Source organism: Waddliaceae bacterium, assembly GCA_018694295.1.
In the GTDB taxonomy this organism is placed as follows: Bacteria; Chlamydiota; Chlamydiia; order Chlamydiales; family JABHNK01; genus JABHNK01.
Genome location: JABHNK010000017.1, coordinates 30,576 through 52,442, shown reverse-complemented (window position 1 = coordinate 52,442; position 21,867 = coordinate 30,576). Strand labels below are relative to the sequence as shown.

At 43.8% G+C, this 21,867-nt stretch carries 19 protein-coding genes; 9 read left to right on the top strand and 10 right to left on the bottom strand.

Annotated elements, in window-relative coordinates; genetic code table 11:
* Window positions 1-548 precede the first annotated feature (548 nt).
* Both HN980_01965 and HN980_01960 read right to left on the bottom strand, forming a co-directional pair.
* Window positions 549-1,259, bottom strand: coding sequence for a hypothetical protein (locus tag HN980_01965; protein ID MBT6928248.1), 711 nt, complete (start codon window positions 1,257-1,259; stop codon window positions 549-551).
* Window positions 1,260-1,297: 38 nt separating this feature from the next.
* The gene (locus tag HN980_01960) at window positions 1,298-1,930 is read right to left on the bottom strand and encodes a hypothetical protein (protein MBT6928247.1); all 633 of its coding nucleotides are present in this window, start codon (window positions 1,928-1,930) and stop codon (window positions 1,298-1,300) included.
* A 176-nt stretch (window positions 1,931-2,106) separates the two neighbouring features.
* On the opposite strand from HN980_01960, the gene HN980_01955 reads away from it, so the two are divergent.
* The 5 genes from HN980_01955 to HN980_01935 all read left to right on the top strand — a co-directional run bounded on the left by HN980_01955 (window position 2,107) and on the right by HN980_01935 (window position 8,136).
* Window positions 2,107-2,589 (top strand): DUF2059 domain-containing protein, encoded by a 483-nt coding sequence (locus tag HN980_01955; protein MBT6928246.1) that lies wholly within the window; start codon window positions 2,107-2,109, stop codon window positions 2,587-2,589.
* A 53-nt stretch (window positions 2,590-2,642) separates the two neighbouring features.
* The gene (locus tag HN980_01950) at window positions 2,643-5,030 is read left to right on the top strand and encodes a hypothetical protein (protein MBT6928245.1); all 2,388 of its coding nucleotides are present in this window, start codon (window positions 2,643-2,645) and stop codon (window positions 5,028-5,030) included.
* A 9-nt stretch (window positions 5,031-5,039) separates the two neighbouring features.
* Entirely contained in the window at window positions 5,040-6,290 is a 1,251-nt protein-coding gene (locus HN980_01945) for an NAD(P)/FAD-dependent oxidoreductase (GenBank protein ID MBT6928244.1), read from the top strand.
* A 144-nt stretch (window positions 6,291-6,434) separates the two neighbouring features.
* Window positions 6,435-7,211 carry a hypothetical protein gene (locus tag HN980_01940; protein MBT6928243.1) on the top strand — a complete coding sequence of 259 codons (777 nt, stop codon included), beginning with the start codon at window positions 6,435-6,437 and terminating at the stop codon, window positions 7,209-7,211.
* Window positions 7,212-7,224: 13 nt separating this feature from the next.
* Window positions 7,225-8,136 carry a phosphotransferase gene (locus tag HN980_01935; GenBank protein ID MBT6928242.1) on the top strand — a complete coding sequence of 304 codons (912 nt, stop codon included), beginning with the start codon at window positions 7,225-7,227 and terminating at the stop codon, window positions 8,134-8,136.
* Here the strand turns inward: HN980_01935 and HN980_01930 are convergent.
* Window positions 8,117-8,518 carry a hypothetical protein gene (locus HN980_01930; GenBank protein ID MBT6928241.1) on the bottom strand — a complete coding sequence of 134 codons (402 nt, stop codon included), beginning with the start codon at window positions 8,516-8,518 and terminating at the stop codon, window positions 8,117-8,119. The genes HN980_01935 and HN980_01930 overlap by 20 nt on opposite strands.
* A 459-nt stretch (window positions 8,519-8,977) precedes the next feature.
* Between HN980_01930 and HN980_01925 the strand changes: the two genes are divergently transcribed.
* The gene (locus HN980_01925) at window positions 8,978-9,193 is read left to right on the top strand and encodes a hypothetical protein (protein ID MBT6928240.1); all 216 of its coding nucleotides are present in this window, start codon (window positions 8,978-8,980) and stop codon (window positions 9,191-9,193) included.
* A gap of 14 nt (window positions 9,194-9,207) precedes the next feature.
* Window positions 9,208-10,080, top strand: coding sequence for a phosphatase PAP2 family protein (locus HN980_01920; GenBank protein ID MBT6928239.1), 873 nt, complete (start codon window positions 9,208-9,210; stop codon window positions 10,078-10,080).
* A 510-nt stretch (window positions 10,081-10,590) separates the two neighbouring features.
* Here HN980_01920 and HN980_01915 read toward each other — a convergent pair.
* From HN980_01915 to HN980_01895, 5 genes are all read right to left on the bottom strand, one after another.
* Entirely contained in the window at window positions 10,591-11,556 is a 966-nt protein-coding gene (locus tag HN980_01915; GenBank protein MBT6928238.1) for a chorismate synthase, read from the bottom strand.
* Window positions 11,549-12,796 carry a 3-phosphoshikimate 1-carboxyvinyltransferase gene (aroA, locus tag HN980_01910; GenBank protein MBT6928237.1) on the bottom strand — a complete coding sequence of 416 codons (1,248 nt, stop codon included), beginning with the start codon at window positions 12,794-12,796 and terminating at the stop codon, window positions 11,549-11,551. The genes HN980_01915 and aroA overlap by 8 nt, the downstream gene beginning before the upstream one ends.
* Window positions 12,753-14,648 (bottom strand): type I 3-dehydroquinate dehydratase, encoded by a 1,896-nt coding sequence (locus tag HN980_01905; GenBank protein MBT6928236.1) that lies wholly within the window; start codon window positions 14,646-14,648, stop codon window positions 12,753-12,755. Before HN980_01905 ends, aroA begins: the two co-directional genes overlap by 44 nt.
* Window positions 14,649-14,957: 309 nt before the next feature.
* Window positions 14,958-15,779 carry a 3-deoxy-7-phosphoheptulonate synthase gene (gene aroF, locus HN980_01900; protein MBT6928235.1) on the bottom strand — a complete coding sequence of 274 codons (822 nt, stop codon included), beginning with the start codon at window positions 15,777-15,779 and terminating at the stop codon, window positions 14,958-14,960.
* A gap of 2 nt (window positions 15,780-15,781) precedes the next feature.
* On the bottom strand, window positions 15,782-16,648 hold the full coding sequence (locus tag HN980_01895; GenBank protein MBT6928234.1) for a phage antirepressor protein: 867 nt from the start codon (window positions 16,646-16,648) through the stop codon (window positions 15,782-15,784).
* A 71-nt stretch (window positions 16,649-16,719) separates the two neighbouring features.
* On the opposite strand from HN980_01895, the gene HN980_01890 reads away from it, so the two are divergent.
* Together HN980_01890 and HN980_01885 are read left to right on the top strand one after the other, a co-directional pair.
* Window positions 16,720-17,025 (top strand): YggU family protein, encoded by a 306-nt coding sequence (locus HN980_01890; GenBank protein ID MBT6928233.1) that lies wholly within the window; start codon window positions 16,720-16,722, stop codon window positions 17,023-17,025.
* Window positions 17,026-17,099: 74 nt separating this feature from the next.
* The gene (locus HN980_01885) at window positions 17,100-18,671 is read left to right on the top strand and encodes a hypothetical protein (protein MBT6928232.1); all 1,572 of its coding nucleotides are present in this window, start codon (window positions 17,100-17,102) and stop codon (window positions 18,669-18,671) included.
* A 92-nt stretch (window positions 18,672-18,763) separates the two neighbouring features.
* Here the strand turns inward: HN980_01885 and HN980_01880 are convergent, their stop codons facing one another.
* Both HN980_01880 and HN980_01875 read right to left on the bottom strand, forming a co-directional pair.
* Complete coding sequence (locus tag HN980_01880) at window positions 18,764-20,917, bottom strand: hypothetical protein (protein ID MBT6928231.1); 2,154 nt, start codon at window positions 20,915-20,917, stop codon at window positions 18,764-18,766.
* Window positions 20,918-20,967: 50 nt separating this feature from the next.
* On the bottom strand, window positions 20,968-21,702 hold the full coding sequence (locus tag HN980_01875; GenBank protein ID MBT6928230.1) for a hypothetical protein: 735 nt from the start codon (window positions 21,700-21,702) through the stop codon (window positions 20,968-20,970).
* Window positions 21,703-21,867: the final 165 nt, after the last annotated feature.

Sequence of the window (21,867 nt, the reverse complement as noted above, 5' to 3'; positions counted from 1 at the left end):
GGATACTCCCCCAGACCCCCAAAACCCTAAAAGAAAACCCTCGGGGTTCTAGGGGTGAAACCCCTAGCCCGCCCCATTTCTCTATGTGTTCTCTGTGCCTCTGTGGTGAAAAATTCTATTCCTATTCCTAAATCCGAACTTTTTAGGGAGCTTCACCTTCGCAAGTTCTATTATCTGTTACTCAACTTTGAACCATCTCCTTATTTTGATTACTGGCGTCAGCGATGAGGGTAGAGGGTGCAGGGGCATCTAGGAAAGGAATAGGACTTTTAATAGCGGATAGTTATAGCGCAGAGCGTATAGGAAAGAAATAGGGCTTTACCACGGAGACACGGAGAAACACGGAGTTACACAGAGAGCGCCCCTGCGCAGAGCGCGCAGCGGACGCACAGCTGTCGCCATTGTCGTTAACCGTACTCCTTCTCTTTGTTTTTACTATAGCAAGCGCAAAGATACAGCTTTACTCTTACGACAACGCGAGAGGGAGCACTGCCGTGTCCGGGTGAAAGGATAGCGTATAGGAATAGCGTATCTTCATTGTTCAATGTTCAATGAACAACAAGTTTTTTATTCGCTTCTATAAAGGCTTTTATTTCTTCGGTTTTTGGGTGGTCCAATGTTATGCCGTTGACAAGAGCTCGTAATTCTTCAAGCTTTGCTGCTATTTCAGGGTTTATACGTAGCGCCATATTTTCTAGGCTATTGATTTCTGGGGAGAGATCCATCCCGAATAAATTTCTGATGCCCATTTTCCAAAGGTTGTCTCTCATCATATCGGCAGTCATAGCTCCCGAAGCGATGCTCACTGCCCGTGATTCCACTGTTTTTCGATCTTCACATTTTTTATCGAATGCTAATGCTTCTCTTATTATACCGGCGATTTTTTCTTCTGTATCTGTTGTCTTAGTAAAATGTTCCGGCATCTTCGGGAAACTTAATCGTCCAGTCCCAGATTCTGCCAATACTGTTTCTGCATCACGGTCTTTATAATGGATGATGACACGCTGCCCGCTGTCTACCATATGCTGTAATGTCATTCTTTCATATGTTGTGGCATCGTATGTTGCTATCATGCTAGTGCCATCTTCGTACTTTAGCCGTTCTTCGATATATCTTAAGAGGGGCTCTATATCACTATCCTTTAAAAGACTGTTGTATCCTCTATCGTCGGGGTTATATATCTGATCTTGATCGGGCCGTATTGCAATCCTTACGATCTCTCCGGGGTTTTCTTTGAGGAAGCGCTTGAAGTCTTCCAAGGCCTCATCAAGCTTACAAGATATCGTACAAGAATGTCCTAGGTAGTAATCGTCCGGGCTTTTTCAAGGACACGCAGATCAAAAAGTCTTACGCCTTGTACCAATTGCCCATAGATACTTCGTTGTTGTGTTATCGTCGACTGTCGCGCCGTCTTGTTAAGCCACGACATATGTTTCGTCATAAAGTCCATTAATTTATATTTGGGTCCTCGCGATGTATGATATCCCATATATTGATAAGACCCGCTGTCGTGTGTTCCTGGCAGGCAGAAGTCATCGATATGGAGTTCCTTGGCTTCATCACTAAGGTCTTGCATCCATGTTTTGTTGGAGATGTCAATGATTTTTTCGTTGAATTTCTTAAGTTTGTTTACATTAGCGTCGTCGAAGATTTTATTTACGACATCGAGAATTTTCGTCTTTCCGGGTTGAGTAAGCACTGAGACTTCCGCTATCATCTGCGTCTCGCATGACTTTAAAGCATCTGCAACTTTACAGAAATTTATCGTTTCGCGGCTAAAAATCAAACGCATCCTCTCACAAGCCGTTAAATCAACAGTTCGAAAATGGTGTTGTCCATTATTTCCTGGCTTCACAGCGATATATTTTTTGCTATTGTTTGCAACTTCCCATAAAACTGATGCTATTCCACTAGACTGTACTGGTTCCATAATGTCTGTCTCCTATTGTTATTAAAATATTTTTTTCATTGCGTGTCTAACATGCGATATTCGCAACAAAAATGTACAGTAAAACCCGTGGTTGCCGTCCAGAATATTTTCATTGCTTTATACCCTTAAAGTGCTGTATTATTTTGGCATTCAAACACTTATACGGGGATATTACGATGAAAAAAATTATTTCGATATTAGCTTTTATGTTAATTTTAACATCCTTTTCTTATGGGCAATCAGCCGTCGAGCCTGAATATATCGCGACTTACAAAAAATTATTCGAGGTATTAGGTGCTAAAGATGTCTATAAGGAAATAATAGCACAAACAGTCACAACTTTTAAGCAACGATATCCTGATATAGAACGTTCTCTTTGGGACGACTTTGAAAAAGAATTCTTAGAGGCGTCTTTGGACGACTTGATTTCAATGTTCGCCCCTGTATACAGTAAATATCTCACGCAGGAAGATTTGGAGGAGACGATAGCCTTCTACCAAACTCCGTCAGGGAAAAAGCTTGTCGAGAGCACTCCTATGATGGTTAAAGAGTGCATGGGAATAGGAAGAGAATGGGGGATGAATCTTGGCCAAGGAATCGCCCAGGACTGGATAGATGAACAACGTGAGCTTCAGGTTTCTTCGGAGAAAGAATTATGAGGCTAACAACAACACCTCGACCCGCTACACTCCCTCCCATTGAGCTCCAGCCCATGGCTACGGCATCAGCGGCAACAGCCTTGGCAGAAGGAGCAACGAATTCCTCTACAGTAGCTATTGCTGACGTAGCGACATATGCCTTACAGCAACAGGTGCGTCCCTCTCGTCGGCAGCGGTACTATGAATGGCGTCGACGCGTTGAAGACAAAGCTCAGGACCTTTGGTACAAGTCTCGTATCGATTCTTTATGTAACAGCATTTCCGGCTTTATCAACTGTCATGCTCAAGGACAAAAGGATCGAGATATTGAGCGCTTTATGAGGGGTGTCGCCAATCTTCCTGAACGACAGCGCGTCCGTCCATTAGAGTCTTTTGCCGAAGCTATTACTACTATACAAGAGGTTTCTGGCTATGATTTTGAAAGCGGCGAAGCAAAAGGTTCTTTGCAACAAAAAGTTATAGAAAAATTCTTCGCTATTATCAGCACATGGCCCGACGAACAAAGAGCCTTGCCATTACTAAATATAGCACAATCATCCCAGCACCTCGACAATCCCTCTTATCTATTTAATATTTTGGAATTATTCCAACAAAGCGACGGCAATTTGCTATGTGAAACGGACTCTCATGAATGCATCATGGCAATCATTCACGCCATACCTAAAAAGATCTCCGAAAAATCAACGCGACAAAAAGACCATATACTAAAATTCCTAGAAGTCATTAGAGAGACAGATCATGATGACACGTTGCTGACTCTTCTTTGCGATGAAGGTGTTGCAAAAATAGAAGACCCTCCTAACAAACTTGAAGCTATAAATTTGCTGCTCCCCGAGATAGAAAAAATCGCCGACGAGCAGCGCAAAGAGGCGATGTATGGCAAGGTTGTCGATATATTTATCGACATCACAGTTTCTTATCCAGACTTCATCGCGAGCCGTACACCGTGGACAAGAATAAATATATTGACAGCAGTGAGTAGTCTGTTATCTACAGCGCAAAAACTTCCGCCGTCGCTACAAGGCGGCCTTTTCGATGTTATTCCTAATATTATTATGATACTAAAAAACCCGATATCTCTATCCCAGGCCATTCAAGTCTTTATCGAGACAACACACCGCGAAGAACAGGCCATAGAGCTTATGAGGCCCATTCCTGCTGATATAAATAGCGCAGAATCTAATCGGCTCTATGAAATCAGAGACTATGTGAAGACGATAAAGCTATTATCTGAAGGATTTAGAGCGCCGTTATATGAACAGGCACAACAACTTTTTCTCAAAGAAATAGCAAAGATTTCAGGTTATCAAGAATCATGGAAGCGCGTTAGTGAGTTGTCTTCAACGATGGAGTTTCTCGTCGAATTACCAACGGACTATAGGGGGTCGATTCTCAAGGGCATCCCAGACATTATCATCGCAACAGAACCTACTTGGGACATCTCTTCTACTCTAGAACGGCTCGCCGCCCATTTTGATCCCCTCGAAGAAGCTGAAAGGCTTCCTATGCTACAAACATTGTGTAATAATTTCACGAAACTACTAACGCCGCCTCCTCCTCCATCAAGGGAATCACACTATCTTTCTATGGGAACAGACTATCGAAAAAAACAAATTCAAGACTATCAGAAAAAAATAACGTCTATAATCCTAGACTACACCGCAAAAGTTGCTGACGACGCGCAGAAAATAGAATTGTTCAGCACTGTTCTTAACGCTATTCCTACGATACGCGACATCCATACACAGCTTGCGACGATGACGCTTCTCGTTCCGCACATCGCTGATACTGATGCCCTGTGTGAACGTGCTGCCGCAATCATGACCGATACCGCACCTACTATCATGACGATGGAAAGCTTTTACGACATCTATACAGCGATGATAGCGTTTTTTGTTGCTGTTAATACTTTCCCTGAAGCTGTCAGGGGGCCATTATTATTTAAAATGACCACCGATATCTCAGACTTTCAGTCAAAAGACTTAGAGAGCATGTCCAGCTTGCGGGGAGCGTTCTTTTGTGCTATCGACAGCGAAGAAGCCAAAGATATCCATGATGATATCGTACTACATCTCGGTGAAACTTGTTCCTCCATATATCAAAACCCACGACTTTACCTCGATGTCATAGGTTGGTTTCTCTCAGAATGTCCTGAAGAGCTATACCCTAAACAAATACCACTCATGCTGAAACCTTTCCCCGGAAAAATACAGGGCATTGCCGATATCGAAGAGAAAGTCCGGTCTATCACGAGCTTTGTTAACGTGATTTCATTCTTGCCAAAAACTGTTCCGGATCCTCTTCATAAATCTATTTTCGATGTGATCAGTAAAACCAGCACCCCTATTCCTCCTTATGTTATAGAGCTCTTACAATCTCTCACCACGCTACATAATCAGGAACAAAGACAATTAATAAGCAAGTTGCCCAAGAAACTATGAGGTATATTTTTGCAAGCACATAAGAAAAAATATTCCGCCGTTTTTATTGGAGCCGGCGCTGCTGGGATCTTTGCTGCAAACCGTTATGCTGCGCTGTCTTCTGGTGGTAGCATCCTTGTTCTAGAGCGGTCACAGGATCCTCTTTCCAAGCTTAAGATTTCCGGTGGTGGGCGCTGCAACGTCACGAATTCATGCTTCGACATCCGCGAGCTAGCGAAAAACTATCCTAGAGGTCATCGTGAGCTTATCGGCCCTTTTTCTGTCTTCCAGCCTAGTGATATGATAGAATGGCTTAGAAGCCGCGGTGTAGAGCTTAAAACTGAGGAAGGCGGCAGGGTGTTCCCTGTAACAGACAGCTCCCAGACGATTATCGACTGTCTCCTCGATGAAGCTAATGACCTTGGCGTTTCTATTAATTACAACTCTAGCGTTAAAGAGATAAAGCACGAAAAAGATGGCGGCTTTTTTATTCGTTTACAGGACGGTGAAGTTTTATGTGCTGAGGCTATAATGCTCGCTACTGGAAGTGGTGGTGACGGATATCGTTTAGCTGCGTCGTTAGGTCATCGTGTTATTACTCCTATACCTTCGCTGTTCACCTTCAACATCCCTAAATTCTCTCTACGCGACCTTTCTGGCGTCTCCGTCGAAGACGTTGTTATATCTCTGCCTAAGCTCAAGATCAAGCAGCGCGGGCCGCTTTTGATTACACATTGGGGATTTAGTGGTCCTGCGGCATTGAAACTTTCGGCATGGGGAGCTCGCGATTTACATGATATGTCTTATCTTACGACTTGTGTTATCGACTGGATTCCCGAGGTATCAGAAAAAAAGCTAAGGATTCTTCTCGAAGAAAAATCTGTGTGCTGCCCCAAGAAATCTTTGTCAAACTCCCCTATTGTCAACAGCATCCCTAAGAAGCTTTGGGAGACCTTGTTGTCACTATCTGGTGTTGATATCGCGTTACGATGGAATGATGTCTCTAAGAAGGCTAAAGAGCGCATCCTTCAGCGTCTGAAATACGACAGCCATAGAATTTCTGGGAAGACCGTTTTCAAACAAGAATTCGTTACGTGCGGCGGTGTCGATCTTTCCGAGGTTAATTTTAAAAGCATGGAAAGCAAGAAAGTTCCTGGCCTTTTTTTCGGTGGCGAGATTTTAGATATCGACGGGATTACCGGAGGCTTTAATTTCCAGGCGGCATGGACTACTGGTTATATTGCTGGCTCGGCGATGTCTTCTGCCGGCGATAGCCTATAACCCATGATTGCCACCGTCGACATTTCACAAATGCACATACATCTTTACCTTTAATGTCTTTGCTGATAGTTTTGTAGCAATAACTGACCTTACGCAAAGGGCGATCTGCTAGCTAGAAATGCAATAAAAATACTAAGGGGTATTGTGATGAAAAAGATAATGATGATGACTGTTGTTATGTTAGGGTTTTTAAGTTGCGGGCTTTTTGCTGACATCGCAATATCTTCAGTTGACGAGCTTCTTGTTGCTTTCGGTGAGAAGGAAGGCATAGTAAACTATCTCCCTGTTTCCGATGACTATCGTGAGAGGCAGCAGGTCGTCGAGAACACCAGAAACATCGCGTATCAAAATCTCTCTCAATATTTCCCTGACGCTCTTCCTGTTATAAACGCTCCTGACGCTCCGAAGAAGCCATGGTTTTGGAAGAACAAAACCTCCGACGACAACGTCCCTGCTCATGTCCATGCTGGCATTAAAGCGCTACAGATTGGCCGTGCTATCATAGAGCATAATTACCCTGACTTCAACATCACCGCCGAAGGTGGCCGCATGCTCCACAAGGTAAATAATTTAGAACTCCGCTTTGAGACTGACAGGAAGGTATCCCGTGAAGAAGGGCAACAGATTCTTGGTGGCGTTCTTATGACGTGGATGCGTGAAATCGTCAAAAACGAAGAGCTTCTCGGGCATTTCAGTTCTCCGATATCGCTCAACAGTTTTTCTTTGACGTTCGTTTTCGGCGACTATGAGACAAAGGTTTCCGAGGCTGACATCATCAAAGATGAGAATCATAACATTGGCATGCTCTTCAACCTTGGGCAGTATGCTGTGCAGTGTGTACTTCGTTCTGAGCAAGACACCGATGTAGTGCTCACTCCGCAGTGGCTTGACACCATGACGATAAACCCTGAAGCTCTATAGAAAGCGTTATAGCATGTATTATTCTGGTGACCGCATCTACGAGGATCTTGATATCCTTGGTATATCGCCTACTTCTGTAGAGCCAATCATCCATGACGATGCTATAAGTTCTACGGTATTCCGCGTGCACTCTTCTCATGGCAAGTCATATATCATGAAATATTTCTTCAGCGGTGACAGGCTTAGAAGGGAAGCGTTCTATCTTTCTCATCTACGTGGCATCATCCCTGTCCCTGACATTATCGACACTGTTGCTTCCGGCGAAGATTTCGGTGGAGCTCTTCTTATTGAAGATGTTTCTGGAGTTCTTCTGAAGTCGTCTACGCTCTCCGATTCATGTGCTTCTAAGATAGGAGAGACTTTGGCTCTTCTTCATGATGTTTCTGTCGACCGATATGGAGACCTTTCTAATGATGAAGACGTCACTGCTTCACCTCGCGAGGAGATGCAGATATATTTCGAACGTTCTTTCGCAGAATGCTCTTCTATCACCGATGCGTCGTTGTTGGGGCTGTGTAAGAAATTCGTTTTAGAACATATACATATTCTCGATGATGCAGAAGGCCCTTGCATCGTCCATCGTGACTATCGTCCTGGTAATATCATCGTCGACGGCGATGACGTCAAGGCTGTCATCGACTTCGAGAATGCCAGGGGATCTTTCGCCGAAGAAGATTTTGCACAGATGGAAAGGCTTGCGTGGCATCATTATCCAACGACGCGCAATGCTTTTTTGCAGGGATATAAAACGGTACGGCCACTGCCGGCACACCTCGACGATATTACGCCTTTACTTCTCGTCCTCAAAGCTCTGGGGGCTATAGGCTTCACTTATGAGAGAAAGACGTGGGAGGGCAAACACCGCCATATTTACGAAGATAATGTTGACTTTTTGAAAGAGCTTTTCAGGCATCGACTTCTTTAACTCCTTCTATTTTTGTTTTTGCTTTTTCAATTTCTACGGCGTGCTTCATAGCAATTTGAAAGACAAGCCTTTCGCACTCTTCAGTTTTGTCTATCACCTCACGCTCACGCAGTGATAATTCATATTCCGATATGTGTCTTTTTAAATTCTTTGGCGCTGGAAATGTATCATATGGTTTTGGAAACCCATCCTTAGTAAGCGCCGCCGGTTTAAATTCATCGCGATGTTTTTGTATATTTTTTCGAAAAAGTTGTATTGCCAGTCCTGTAATCGCCTTGAAATGCGGATCTGTAGAAATTTTAACAGGGTCTTTAAAGCGATATGAATGCTTATCATAGTGTTCCAATGCATCATCGCATATTTCTGTCGCTACCTCAGCCATAGCATCACACCTGAGCTTACAATAATTTATGGGCTGAGCAGGTGTTGACACTGTATTTCGGCTCCTTAAACTGTATAGTTTAATTCTAACTTAATATAAAATGTTTGTTGTTATTAACATCTTTTCATGCTATTATTTATTCTTTTTACAGCACAATTACATTGGAGTAACATTATGGACATTAGTTCTTTATCACCAGCGCTTTCTAAAACTCGAAGTCGTTGGCTTACAATATTTGTAATAGCATCTTTTTTCGGGATTATCAATCTTATTTTTGACATATACAAAACATTCCCCTCCTACATTTCTAATAGAGGAACGCTTGCAGTTATTATAGCGTCTTATATTATTTTTGCATCATTTACTTTTGCAACATATCACTGTGCCTACAAGAAACATGGAACGCGCTTTCTTACTTTTCTCATTATAACTCCGATTGTCGGGTTATTTGTTTTGCTTATGTTTAATCTTAATGTAAAAACCTCTGTTTTAGCTTTAGTATTCCAAAAAATCATCAATACTAATTCCAAGCTAGAATATCTTTTTGCGGTACTGTCATTAACAACATCTTGGACATTATATATCTTCCATTTCAAGCTTCGTAAAGTCAACAAGAAGATAAAAAAAATATTGTCGCCTAAAGATTCTGACGAAGCAGTAATTGTTGTCGAGTAGAATAATTTCATAATATGAATGTTTTTCATGCTATACAGCTCGACTGGATACGTTCTCTGCAGGTGTTACGCTGTCCTTTTTTTGACATGTTTTTTCGTATGCTTGATGGTGCTGACCGTTTTATGTTCAGTATCGCTATTGTCTCTTTTGCGTGGTATGTTTGCAGCAGGCGCCTTGGGATCACCTTTTTTTATCTTTTGTTTACGAGTTTCCTTGTCAACACAATAGCAAAAATATCATTCGGCTTGCCGAGGCCTTTTCATATTGACTCTTCTCTCGACGTGTTACATTCGCCGATATATTCTAAAAGTCTTGGCTTCCCTAGCGGCGCTGCACAGACAGCTGTCATTCTGGCATCTTTGATCTTTCTTACTAGTAAAAATCTTTATCTTCGGATAGCTAGTATCCTTTTCGGCGTTTTCTTGTGCCTTTCAAAGGTATATTTGGGGCTGCATTTTCCGAGCGACATCGTCGGAGGTCTTGTTATTGGTGGGGTTATTGTCGTCGTCGGGAATACTGTTTCATCATATATCGAAGCACGATGGTTTACGATGCCTTTATGGAGAAGGGTTCTGATTACCTCTCTTTTTCCTGTACTGTTCGCTATGACGTTGTTATTCCCAGCGACAAGCAAGTTTTTCCATTATTTTGGTCTTACAGCAGGTGTTGGTATAGGGATATTACTCAGCACACGATGGGACATCGCCAGCGTGCCGCCAAGGTCTTTGATTGTCAGGTTTCTTCATGCAGGAATTGTTGTAGCTGTGTTTTTGGCGTTATCTGTTTTCTTGTCGGGGTTTCCTTATATAGCTTTCACTTCGGTCTTTTTAGGTTTATGGCTTAGTCTTTTTGGAGGACAGGTTTTCCTACCACGGAGCTTTAGATAGCGGATAGTTATAGCGGATAGCGGATAGAAAAAGAATAAGACTTTACCACAGAGATCACAGAGGAGGAATCGCAGAGTTTTCACAGAGAGCGCCCACTGCGCAGAGCGCGCAGCGGACGCACAGCTATCGCCATTATCGTTGATTGCACTTCTTTTCTTTTTTTCTATAGCAAGCGTGAATATATAATCTTTCTCTTATGATAACGGCGAGGGAGGCACTGCCGTGTCCAGGCATATTCATAGGTCATCGTTCAAATAGTTTACCAGAAATCGCAAGAAGTTATTGCCTTTTTCTCTCATGCCATCGTCGCGATGGGATGAGACGGCGGAGGCAAAGCGAAAGGGGTCGGCGATATATCGCCGACCCCTTTCGCTTTGTCGTGGGTTTGCAAAGGGCGCCTATATTAGCGTATAGGAATAGCGTAGAGCGTATAGAAGACCCAGACGATGAGAGTGTGGCGACATGGCAAACAGGTGTCCAGAGGAAACTTCGTTTCCTTTGGCGGGGTTGTTAGGGGCAGAGCCCCTGACATTTAAAGTCGGCGATGGTGATAGCAGCCATGGCTTCGATGATGACGGGTGTGCGCAGTGCGAAGCATGTATCGTGTCGGCCTTGGTGTGTTATTGTTGTGGGCTTTCCGGTGTTTAGGTTTACGGTATTTTGTTTTTGTGATATTGTTGCTGTTGGGCGGACGGCGACGCGGAAGATTATGTCGTTACCGTTTGTTATTCCGCCGTTAATGCCTCCGGAGTGGTTTGTTGAAGTTTTACCTGCGGTGTTGATGATGGTATCGTTGTATTCGCTTCCTGGCATTGTTGTGGCGCTGAAGCCGGCTCCGAATTCTATGCCTTTAATTCCTGGTATTGCGAAGATAGCGTGTGAGATGAGTGATTCTATGGAGTCGAAGAATGGCTCTCCCAGTCCTGGTGGTATGTTTTTTATTTGACATTGTATTATTGCGCCGATGGAGTCGTTGGTAGCGATGGCGTTATCGACGGCTTTTTCTATATCGGGGGTTATTATGGTGGCTTTTATTGTTATGTCGCCGAGGATTTTCTTTGCTATCGTTCCTGCTGCTACTATTGGCGCTGTGAGGCGCCCTGAGGAGTGTCCTCCTCCGCGGTAGTCGTTATATCCTTGATATTTCTGGAGTGCTGTCAGGTCTGCGTGGCCTGGACGTGGCGTGTCTTTTATTTCTTCGTATGGTGTTGCGTCGGTGTCGTTATTATCGAATGTTATACAGAGTGGCGTTCCTGTTGTTTTGCCGTTGAAGACGCCGCTGAGTATTGTTGGGATATCGTTTTCGTGTCGTGTTGTTGTTCCTCGGGCGCCGCTTTTTCTTCTTGCAAGGTCTGCGAGCATATCTTCTGTTGTTATTGGTATCCCTGGTGGGCATCCATCTATTACTGCGCCGATTTTTGGTCCGTGCGACTCTCCGAAGATTGTGACGGCGAACATTTTTCCGAATCTATTCACTTATGGCCTCCAAGTGCTGAAAGAAGTTCGGGTATGACTTTGCTACGCTCTTCCATCCTTCTATAAAAACATCGCCTTGTGCTCGTAATGCTGCTATTGCTAGGGCCATTGCTATTCTATGGTCGTTGTTGGCGTCGGCGAAACCTCCTGTCAATGCTTTCCCTGTTATTATCATAGAGTTGTCTTCACAGGAGATATATGCTCCTAACCGCGAGAGTTCTGTTGCTAGTGCCTGTACGCGATCGCTTTCTTTGTAGCGCAGGCGTTCTATCCCTGTTATCTCTGTCTGTCCTTGGCAGTAGCATGCCAATGCTACTAGTGGCGGCAGTAGGTCTGGGTGGTTTGTTACGTCGAACTCAAAAGCTTTGAGGTCGCGTTTTTCTACGGCGATGCCGTCATCGCGAAGGTCGACGTATGCTCCTGCGTCTTTTAGTACGGAGAGGATTTCTTTGTCGGCCTGTTCTGATAGTATATCGACACCTGACACGAATGTTTTCCCTCTTATAGCTCCTGCTACGAGCATTGGTGCTGCTGCCGACCAGTCGCCTTCGATATTGTATGTGCAGGGTTTATATTTTTGTTTTCCTTTGATTTTGAAGTTCTCGTATGTATCGTCGTGTGTTATTTTTATTCCGTACTTTTTCAGTAGGGCTATCGTCATAGCGATATATGGTATACTTGTGGGGTTTTTCACCGTTATCGTCGAGTTTTTATCTACGAGGGGCAGTGTCATGAGCAGCCCTGTAACGACTTGTGACGTCATGCTACCATCTACTGTTATATCTCCACCTTTTAGCGGACCTTCCACGTGTATTTTCGTAGAATTTTTATCTATCTCGCATTGTGCTCCTGCCATTTTCAGTGGTTCTACCACCATATCTATTGGTCTATATGACAATGATCCGCTGCCTGTTATCATGAATTTCCTGTCGTGCAGCGCTGCCAATGCTGGTGCTATCCTCATACACAGCCCGGACTCCATGCAGTACAATACGCTTTCCGAGGGCTTCCCTCCGCCTTCTATTATTATCTTATCGCCTTTTTCTTTTGCCTTAGCGCCGAGGGCTTCTATAATTTTTAAAGCGGCTTTTGTGTCGTCGCATTTTGCAGGGTTTTGTATCGTAGAGGTTCCTTTTGCCAGCGATGCTGCTATTAGGGCGCGTATTGTCATACTTTTTGATGGCGGAGCTTTCACACTACCATCGATGTATGAGGGACGTATTAATTTCGTCGAATGCATGAGCTGCTACCTGTTGTGGTGTTTTGTTATCTGTCATTATGACAATATCTGCCGTCGTTGTATAGTATTTATTTCTTGCGACTAAGATATTTCCCGCTGTTTTTTCGTTATATAGTGGACGTGATGTGTCGTTTTTTATTCTTTCCTTTATCGTCTCTTGTGATGCCGACAGGAATATCGTTATGCAATGTTTTTTGAGGAGTTCGCTGTTATTTTCGTCTAGTATGATGCCCCCTCCACATGATATTATATGGGGTTGTTTCTGCGAGCATACTTTTTCAAGCTGGAGCTTTTCCTTTTCGCGGAAGCTTTTTTCGCCTTCTTCGGAGAAGATCTTTGCTATTGTCTTTGCTGTTTCTTTTTCTATTATGTCGTCGACATCGATGGCGATGATTTTCATCATTTTGGCGAGTTCTTGTGCTATCGTCGTTTTGCCAGCGCCCATGAATCCTATTATGGCGACGTGTTTTTTATTGTCTTTTTTTGAGAGGGCTTTTTCCATTGCTTGTCGTGGTGCTTTTCCGTCGAGGAACAGCTCGCATGTCGGTATTGCCTGGTTTATAAGCCATTGTATGCCGTCTATCGTCGTGCATCCTTGCTGACGTGCTATTGTTGCTAACGGCGATGTTTTGTAGTTGGCGTCGAAGACTACGAGGTCTTTATGTAACGCTGACGGTGGTATTGGGTTGTGTTGTGCTGTTATACACGATATTAGGATGTCGGCGTTGCGTAGCTCTTCGGCGATATTTTCTAAAGGCGCCGTCCTGCATCCGAATTTCTGTGCTATTTTTTGTGCTTTATAGGGTGTCCTGTTGATGACGACGGTATCTTCTGCTGTAGTCGTCATGGCATATGCCGCTGCTGCTGCTGCTCCTCCGCCGCCGAGGACTACGGCTTTTTTCGGGGATATTTTGTGGGATTTTAGCGTCTCTGTAACGCCTTTTATGTCGGTGTTATATCCTATGAGTTTTTTATCTTTGACGACGACGGTATTTACTGCACCGACGTATTGTGCTGTGTCGTCGAGCTCGTCGAGGTATGGGATGATGGCTTCTTTGAAAGGCGATGTCACGTTAAAGCCTGCGATGTCGTGCCGTTTTACCAGGGCGATAATATCTATAACGTCGTCTGCTGTTATTCGTGTGTATGTGGCGTTGTGATTGTTTTCTTTGAAGGCGGCGTCGAATATCGTGGGGCTTATGCTATGGAAGACGGGGTTTCCTACTACGGCGAAGCATTTCGTCATATATCTTTGTAGGGTTTTGATGTCGGGCTGTCCTGGTGCTGTCTCTTTGCCTGGTGCTAGGGCTGCGTATGTGAAGAGACTGCCGCGTCGTAGAGCTTCGGCACGTGACGACAAAGCCTGTTCTCCCATAGCTACGGAGATGATTTTTTTGTCGTCTTTCATGAGACTTAGAAGTATTTCGCTGTCGTCGCGAGAAGAAATGTTACACGCTATCTTCGCGATATCGGCGCCGCACTCAAAACACTGTGATACGATATCTTCTAGCGTTTTTTGTGTTGGCGTCTTTTCTTCGTCGTGGAAAGATATTATTACTGTGGTGCCATATTTTTTTGCCGCTGCGATGATATCGTTACGGTATTGCTCTTCGGCGTCGACTTCTATGTCGACGAATTTTGCTCCGTGACGTATCGCTGTGATGAGAAGCTCTTTCCTTGTATCGTCGTCATATTTCTCTGGGCGGCATGTTGCTATCAGTGGTATCGGTGCTGCGAAAATATCAGCGACGTCTTCAACGGTGACATCCATCATGTCGAGACGTATCTCGGCGAAATCTACGTCTGGAGGCACTGACTTTTCTGCTATACTAACGCATATCTTCGGAAGCATATAACTATCACCCCTAATGTGCTATGAAGGCGATGTTACGCGCTATCGGTTTTTTACCACAAAGACACAGAAGGCAGCGTAGAAGAATTTCGGAATAGGATTTTCTACCACAGAGGCACGGAGAACACAGAGAAGAAAAAAAACAATTGCTGTGGGATTCTCCCCCAGACCCCCTTTTTTCAGTGACCAGTGACCAGTGAATAGTGTGATAACTGATAACTAATAACTGAACATTGAATATGCCCCTAGCCCGCCCTATATTCTCTCTGTGTTCTCTATGGCTCTGTGGTGAAAATTTCCTACTCCGACTCATAACAAAGGTTTCCTCGTAAGATAAGTGTGTAGGCGTCGTACATCTTTGGCTATTTTGGAGAACTGTTGTGGTGTAAGAGCTTGTTTGCCATCGCATAGTGCCTCGGCGGGATTGTTATGGACTTCTACGATGATGCCATCGGCTCCTGCCGCTGCTGCTGCCAGTGCCATAGGGAGTATTAGTTCTGGCCTTCCTGTTGCGTGTGAAGGATCGACGATGACGGGAAGATGTGTAAGAGTTTTTACTGCTGCTACAGCGCCGAGGTCTAGGGTGTTGCGAGTATATGTTTCGAAGGTACGTATTCCCCTCTCGCAAAGGATGACGTTGGGGTTGCCTTCGGCGAGGATATATTCTGCGCTACACAGCCATTCTTCTATTGTGGCATTAGCTCCACGTTTTAGTAGTATAGGCTTCCTCGTCTTACCGACTTCTTTTAATAGAGCGAAGTTTTGCATGTTACGCGAGCCGATCTGTATGACGTCGATGTCTTCGGCAATAGCAACGTCTCTGGTGTCTAGGATCTCTACGACAATGGGCAGCCCTGTTGTTTTTCTAGCTTTTTTTAAGATCTGCAGTCCCTCATTTCCCAGCCCCTGAAAATCATACGGCGACGTTCTGGGTTTGAAGATGCCACCGCGGAGCATGTCAGCACCGCCGTCTTTAACGGCTTCTGCTATATCAAGCATCATAGTCTCGCTTTCTACCGCGCAAGGACCCGCTATCACAGCAAAGCCTCCACCAATAACTACATCGCCGATGCGTATCGTCGTCGGAACCTTATCGCCAAGTGCTACATGTTTACAATCTTCTATCGTCATAATTAATTTTGCTCGCTAAACAAACTTAGTTGCTTCGTTTCATCAACGGTTTCTAAAAAATTCTCATCAGAAATCACGCTGCGTCCTAGTTCTTTTTCCGTTTCTTTTCTTGCATTACCAGCCACGCTGCCACCGCGCTTGGCGACTTTTTTATTTTCTGGCATACCTCTTGGTTCTTCTTTATGCGAGATTTCCGTCGTAACTTTCTCGCCGAGCATTGTGAAGATAAGCTCGAAATCCGTCATATTGTCTCTCAGGTTAGCTTTTGACTTGGCAGGGATGTTTTTGTGTTTTTTATACTCGCAAGGAGTCATTCCAAAGGTCGCCTTAGAAATCTCTGCTGTAAGAATTGCAAAATCTTGTTGATGTTCAATGCCACGCTCTTGCCATTCGCCTGTTAAGTTCTGGCGGATGGCCATCCCGCGTAAGCGCTTGTCTATCCAATCTTTAGGATACCCTTTTTTCTCATACAGCTCTTTCATACGCTCTTGGGCAAGCTCGGGATTTTCTATCTCATCAAGCCGTTCCTTACCAACTTTTGCAAACCAGCGTTTGAATGGCTCGGCTTTCGGAGATGGGATGGATTGAATGATACGAAAAACGTCTTTGGTATTTCCTGCAAGTGTTTTTCTTTTTTTTCCTGTTTCAGTTAACATTTCTACCTGGGGACATTTTGTCCCTAGGTAAGCTCCAAGTTCTTCGTCTCTTTTACGAATTTTTTTCAAATAATCTGTTGGATTGACGCTTTCTATTAATACGCCAACAATATCAACCAATGAATAATACCAATCATCATTGTGCCAAGCCCGTCGAATTTTCCGGCTTCTGAAAAGGACTATTTTATTCTTTTGCTCTGGTATATTTTTCATAATTCGCCCCTTGGTAATATTCCTAAAAACAGTAGCTATTATCTATCATTTTCAATTATTTTACCAGTAATATGGAAGAGAGCATTATAATATCTATTAAGGTCATCCCCAAGGCGAGCCGCAATGAGATTGTTGGCTGGCATGGCGAAGAGCTTAAGGTTAAAGTGACATCGGCTCCGGAAAAAGGACTGGCTAACAAGGCCCTTACAGCTTTTATCGCTAAAGCGTTAAAAGTCGCGAAGTCTCGGGTTTCTGTTGTCGGCGGTGAAACGAGCCGTCATAAACGTCTTTGCATCGAAGGCGTCACTGTTGATTATATCGAAAATATTTTGGGATCGCCAAATAAGAATTTACAGAAAAACGCAGGAAGAGTATAAAGTACTTGCGTTCTTGGCATTTACGATGTAGAACATAGTAATAACGATATATTCTTTTTTTGAGAGGGTTTAATATGACGAAGATCCGAAGGTTTTTGGCATTCTTTTTTTTCATTGCCGTCATGGTGCAGTGTTTCCCTGCGACGCTCGTCGCCGAGTATGGTTCTGGTGATATCGTCATACCTTCTAAAGCTGTGCCATTGCCTCGAGAGTTCTCTTCTTACAATGATGACCACATAACGTCGTTATGGGAGAAGGTTTCTTCTCGTGCTCGTGAGGAGCCAGTAAACCTTATCGCGAGCATCATCTTCGCCTGTGCTATCATCCATATGTTCTTTGCTAGGAAGTTGTACCGTCTTGCGTATCGCCTTGACGAAAAGCATCGCAAGAAGCACAAAGTCGATATTGGCGCGAAAAAAATCCTTGGAGATCATGGCAAGCCACGCCCTGTAAATTTCGTTGCGCAGATATTATATTTCTTTGGAGAGGTAGAGGTTATCTTTATGATATGGACGATACCTCTCGCCCTTCTTATCGCATATTTTTACAACTGGGACACTGCCTCCTGCTACATTAACGGAAAATCGTTCCGCGAGCCTCTCTTCGTTGTCGTCATTATGGCTTTGGCGGCGACGCGTCCTATCTTGAACCTTGCCGCCGACACTCTCCATGGCATAGCACGCTTTTTCAACAACACTCCTATGGCGTGGTGGTTTACGATTTTGACTGTAGGCCCTCTTTTAGGTTCTATCATCACCGAGCCTGGCGCCATAACGATATCGTCAATTCTTATCGCCCGCCAATTTTATCGTTACAACCCTACTACGAAGTTCGCATATGCTACTATGGGTCTTCTTTTCGTTAACATCTCCGTAGGCGGTGTTATGACACATTTCGCTGCGCCACCGGTCCTTATGGTAGCGCATCTATGGGGGTGGGATACGCCCTTTATGTTCGCGCATTTCGGCTGGAAAGCTTTGATGGGGATCCTTCTTTCCAATACCATCTATGCTTATTATTTCAAGAAAGAATTCTCCCGCATAAAGCTTACGAAAACGGTGCAGCATCATGGCGACCGATTACGTCATTATATCCCCAAGGAAGATCCTGTACCTCTATGGATTACCGCTGTACATATCTTTGTTATGTTCTGGACGATATATAATGAAAGTTATCCTGTCGTCTTTATAGGGATGTTTTTGCTGTTTATGGGTTTCCACCAGGCGACGAGGCCATACCAGAATGAATTAACTCTTAAGCCTTCTGTTCTTATAGGCTGTTTCCTTGCAGGTCTTATCATCCACGGAGGTCTTCAGGGGTGGTGGATAGATCCTATTCTAGACTGTCTTGGTGAAAGGGCTCTTCTGTTGTCGACGGTGGTGATGACGGCTTTCAACGACAATGCTGCGATAACATATCTGAGCACTTTCAATACACATTTTACTGATACCTTGAAGTATGCCGTCGTCGCCGGCGCTGTAGCTGGTGGTGGCCTTACTGTTATGGCCAATGCCCCGAACCCTGCAGGCCAGCTTCTTCTTAAGAAGTATTTCCATCGTGGTGTCGCACCGCTATACCTTTTCTTCGGCGCCGCCCTTCCTACAGCTATACAGGTTGCGATGTTTATGTTTCTACCTAATTTATAGCGTATATGGATAGCGGATAGGCAGTTATCAGTTATCAGTTATCAGTTATCAGTGAAAATGCTCCGAACCCCGAACTACACAGCGTAGCTGCGTTAACGCATCCATGAATCTTCGCTGTCTACGTCACTTTCGCTGTCTATGCTGCAGCTACTGTGATCCGTCCTTAACGACCAAAAGTCCTTCTGTTCCTGTTCCCGCTCTCGTTCTTTTCCCTGTTGCTGTTTTAGTTTTTTTCGCAGACCAAAAATCGAACCTATTGAACCAAATCCTAACGTCCTTCCTGGAGTTGGCGTTATCGACGCAGAACGACTACGATCTGGTGAAGCTAGCATTGAGATTTTTTCTTGTATCGAAGGCCTTGGGACTTTGTCGATACTTTTCAAGTCTGTTTTTCTTTTGCGCCATAATTCAAGCTCTTCGAAGAATTCATCGTAACCATCTTTTATTTCGAAACCACTTTTATACGGCTCTTCTTTGATCGGTTTTTCTTTTATTCCGCGCTCTACTATTTTTTCGAGTTCTGCTTCAAGCTTTGCTGCAGTCTGTGCTTTTTCTATTTCGCTCTCTGCTCTTCTTTTGCGCTCTGCTTCAAGCCGCTCTACTATTCTTTTGTTCTCTGCTTCGATCTGTGCTTTTTCTTTTTTGTGCTCTGACAAGAACTGTTCTTGAAGACTTTCACAACGTTTTTCTAATTGTCCAATACGATTTTCATCTACGCATTCTTTTAAAGAATCGCGCCTTCTTCTGGAAAAACGTAGCCTTGATCTTTTTAACAAGGATGACGACGTTGCAGAGTATTTTTTTAAGCCGCTTTCTTCGATTACAGCAGGGAAGCCCAAACCGCCAAATCCGACGCCACGACGAAAACATCTTTCCGCATGAGCCGCTTCTTGACGTCTTTTTTGAAGCTGTCTTTCATAAACGTTGACTCTTTCTCTTCTCCATATTCCAAAACAGTCTTTACTTCTACTATCAACATAGAAAGCAGCAAAATCAAATTCATTATGACTTTCCGAAAATGCCGCTAATTTTATGATGCGATGCGAATAGTTTGGTAACGACCCAACTTTTTCTATCTGTGTTTTGCCGCTCAAAGACGATGTTTCCAGCTTCCAAAAAGCAACGGTGTTATGCAGACGTTTATGCGTAACTCTTTTAATCACATCTTCATCGTTAGATTCAAACCCCATAGCGGTGACTATAAAATCTTTGTGCCATACGATGTCACACACCTGAGCATCGGCGCATATGCGGCTTACAGGTTCTTCGCTGTCCTCGCTTACATTAAATATTTGTATTCTGCAGTCCTTTGTTCCTCCTCCTGTAGCCAACAAATTTCCTCCTTGAGGATCCCATGCCAGAGCTTTTACTCCTGCTTCATGGGCATATTCTCTTAACGGCTTGGGATTGTCATCGCCAAGCGTGCTTGCATCATAAACCTTAACAACGTTACCGTTAAAGCCCACTGCAAGATATTTTCTGTCGGGAGACCATAACACTCTACATATTTGTCTTTCATCGGTGTCAACAGTCCAAATTTCCTCTAATTCTTTTCGTTCTTCTGATACTATTGTTTCTTCTGATTCTTTTAAGCGGTTTATGTCAAAACCTATCAACATTCCCCCAGCATCCAATGTAAACTTTTCTTCATCCTGCCAGTCTATAGAATATACTTTTTCTTCTTCTTCATCGGACCATGTTTTCACTACCTTATTTTCATGACGATCCCATATCTTCACAACTCCTTTAGTGTTGCTTACAGCAAGCAAGTTTCCTGAGGGTGACCACGATACCGACGTTATATAAAAGCTGTCGTCACTAAGGTCTTCCTCTAAATAACCTAGGTTTATTTCGGTTTTTTTACCGGTATCCCTATCTAAAACAAAACATTTTTTTTCCGAAGCTAAAGCTATACAATTATTAGTGCTCCAGTCTATGGGATTGGAATAAAAATCAGCGACCCATGGAATTTCATATTTTTCTATCGGTGCGTTCGGAACTGTCCATTCTGCGACAGTTGGGCTTTTTTTAGGCTGCACGACATCGCCACTAAAAACACCTTCTCCAGCGGATATACCAAGGGTGTCTTTATATACTCCAAGAGAATTAGAACCAGGATCGGAAACGCCACGGTACGCCATAAACCCTTGCGCACGGGACATATTTCCACGAGGAATCATATGCCTATCAGAAGGTGGCAAAGGCGTAGCCAAAGAACGTTCAAGCGGAGAAATACCAAACGACATAGTGATATAACCTTTTGATTTTAAAGTAATTATAATAACAAAAAAATCTTTTAATGTAAAGAGAAAAGTGTCGATTCGTTTGGCGATACCATGCCTTTTCCGGAGTCTATGACGCGTGCCGTTGCTTTTCCCATGCTGTCACGTATCGTGATATACGAGGGAAAATATGCTGGATATGTGTCGTTATCTTTGGGGAGGTATATTTCGAAGTCTTTGTTTGAAAGTTCCGTACCATCGGAAGGCCATATAGAATGCCAAACTTCGAAGTCTACGCCTTTAACTACGGTGCCATCGACGATCATCCGTGGTTTCCATAAGGCACGGTCGTCATGCCCTCCTTCTGTAGGAGGCGGGCCTATACGACGAAGGTTCTCTTCAGGAACTGGCGTGTAATCTAAGGTAAGAAGCGTTGAGAGGAAGGCGTCTGCGCCGGAGACGTCTAGCCATCCATGTCGCAAGAAAGAATAGCAGCGTGTAATAGAGCCTGTTTTACGGTCTATGGCATAGATAACCCATGACATAGCATGTGGGGCGTCGTTTTGTATCCACTCACGCCACTCTGACTTGGGAGAGCGGCTTGCGGGGACGGTCACCTCTTCGATATAGATGTTTTCTGCGTCATACGAATGTATATGGAATAGAAAGCGCGTCTTGCTGTGGGCAACAACGACGTATTCCCCAATATCGGCGCTGTTGAGGTTGTCTAATAACGACAAATTATTGGCGGGATAACATGTGCCGCATATAAACAAAGAAAATGCTATAGTATAAAAAAATGTCTTCATTGGTATAGATGATAGTCTATAAAAACTATAGTTATCAACATGTTTGTAACAGAGAAAGGAATTTGGTAGCTTCGTTTTTTTTATATCGCGGAAATCTATGGGTCTTCCCTAAAGCTTTGATATACAGAGGATTATAAGCCAGAGACGTAAATGCTCTGTTTTTTG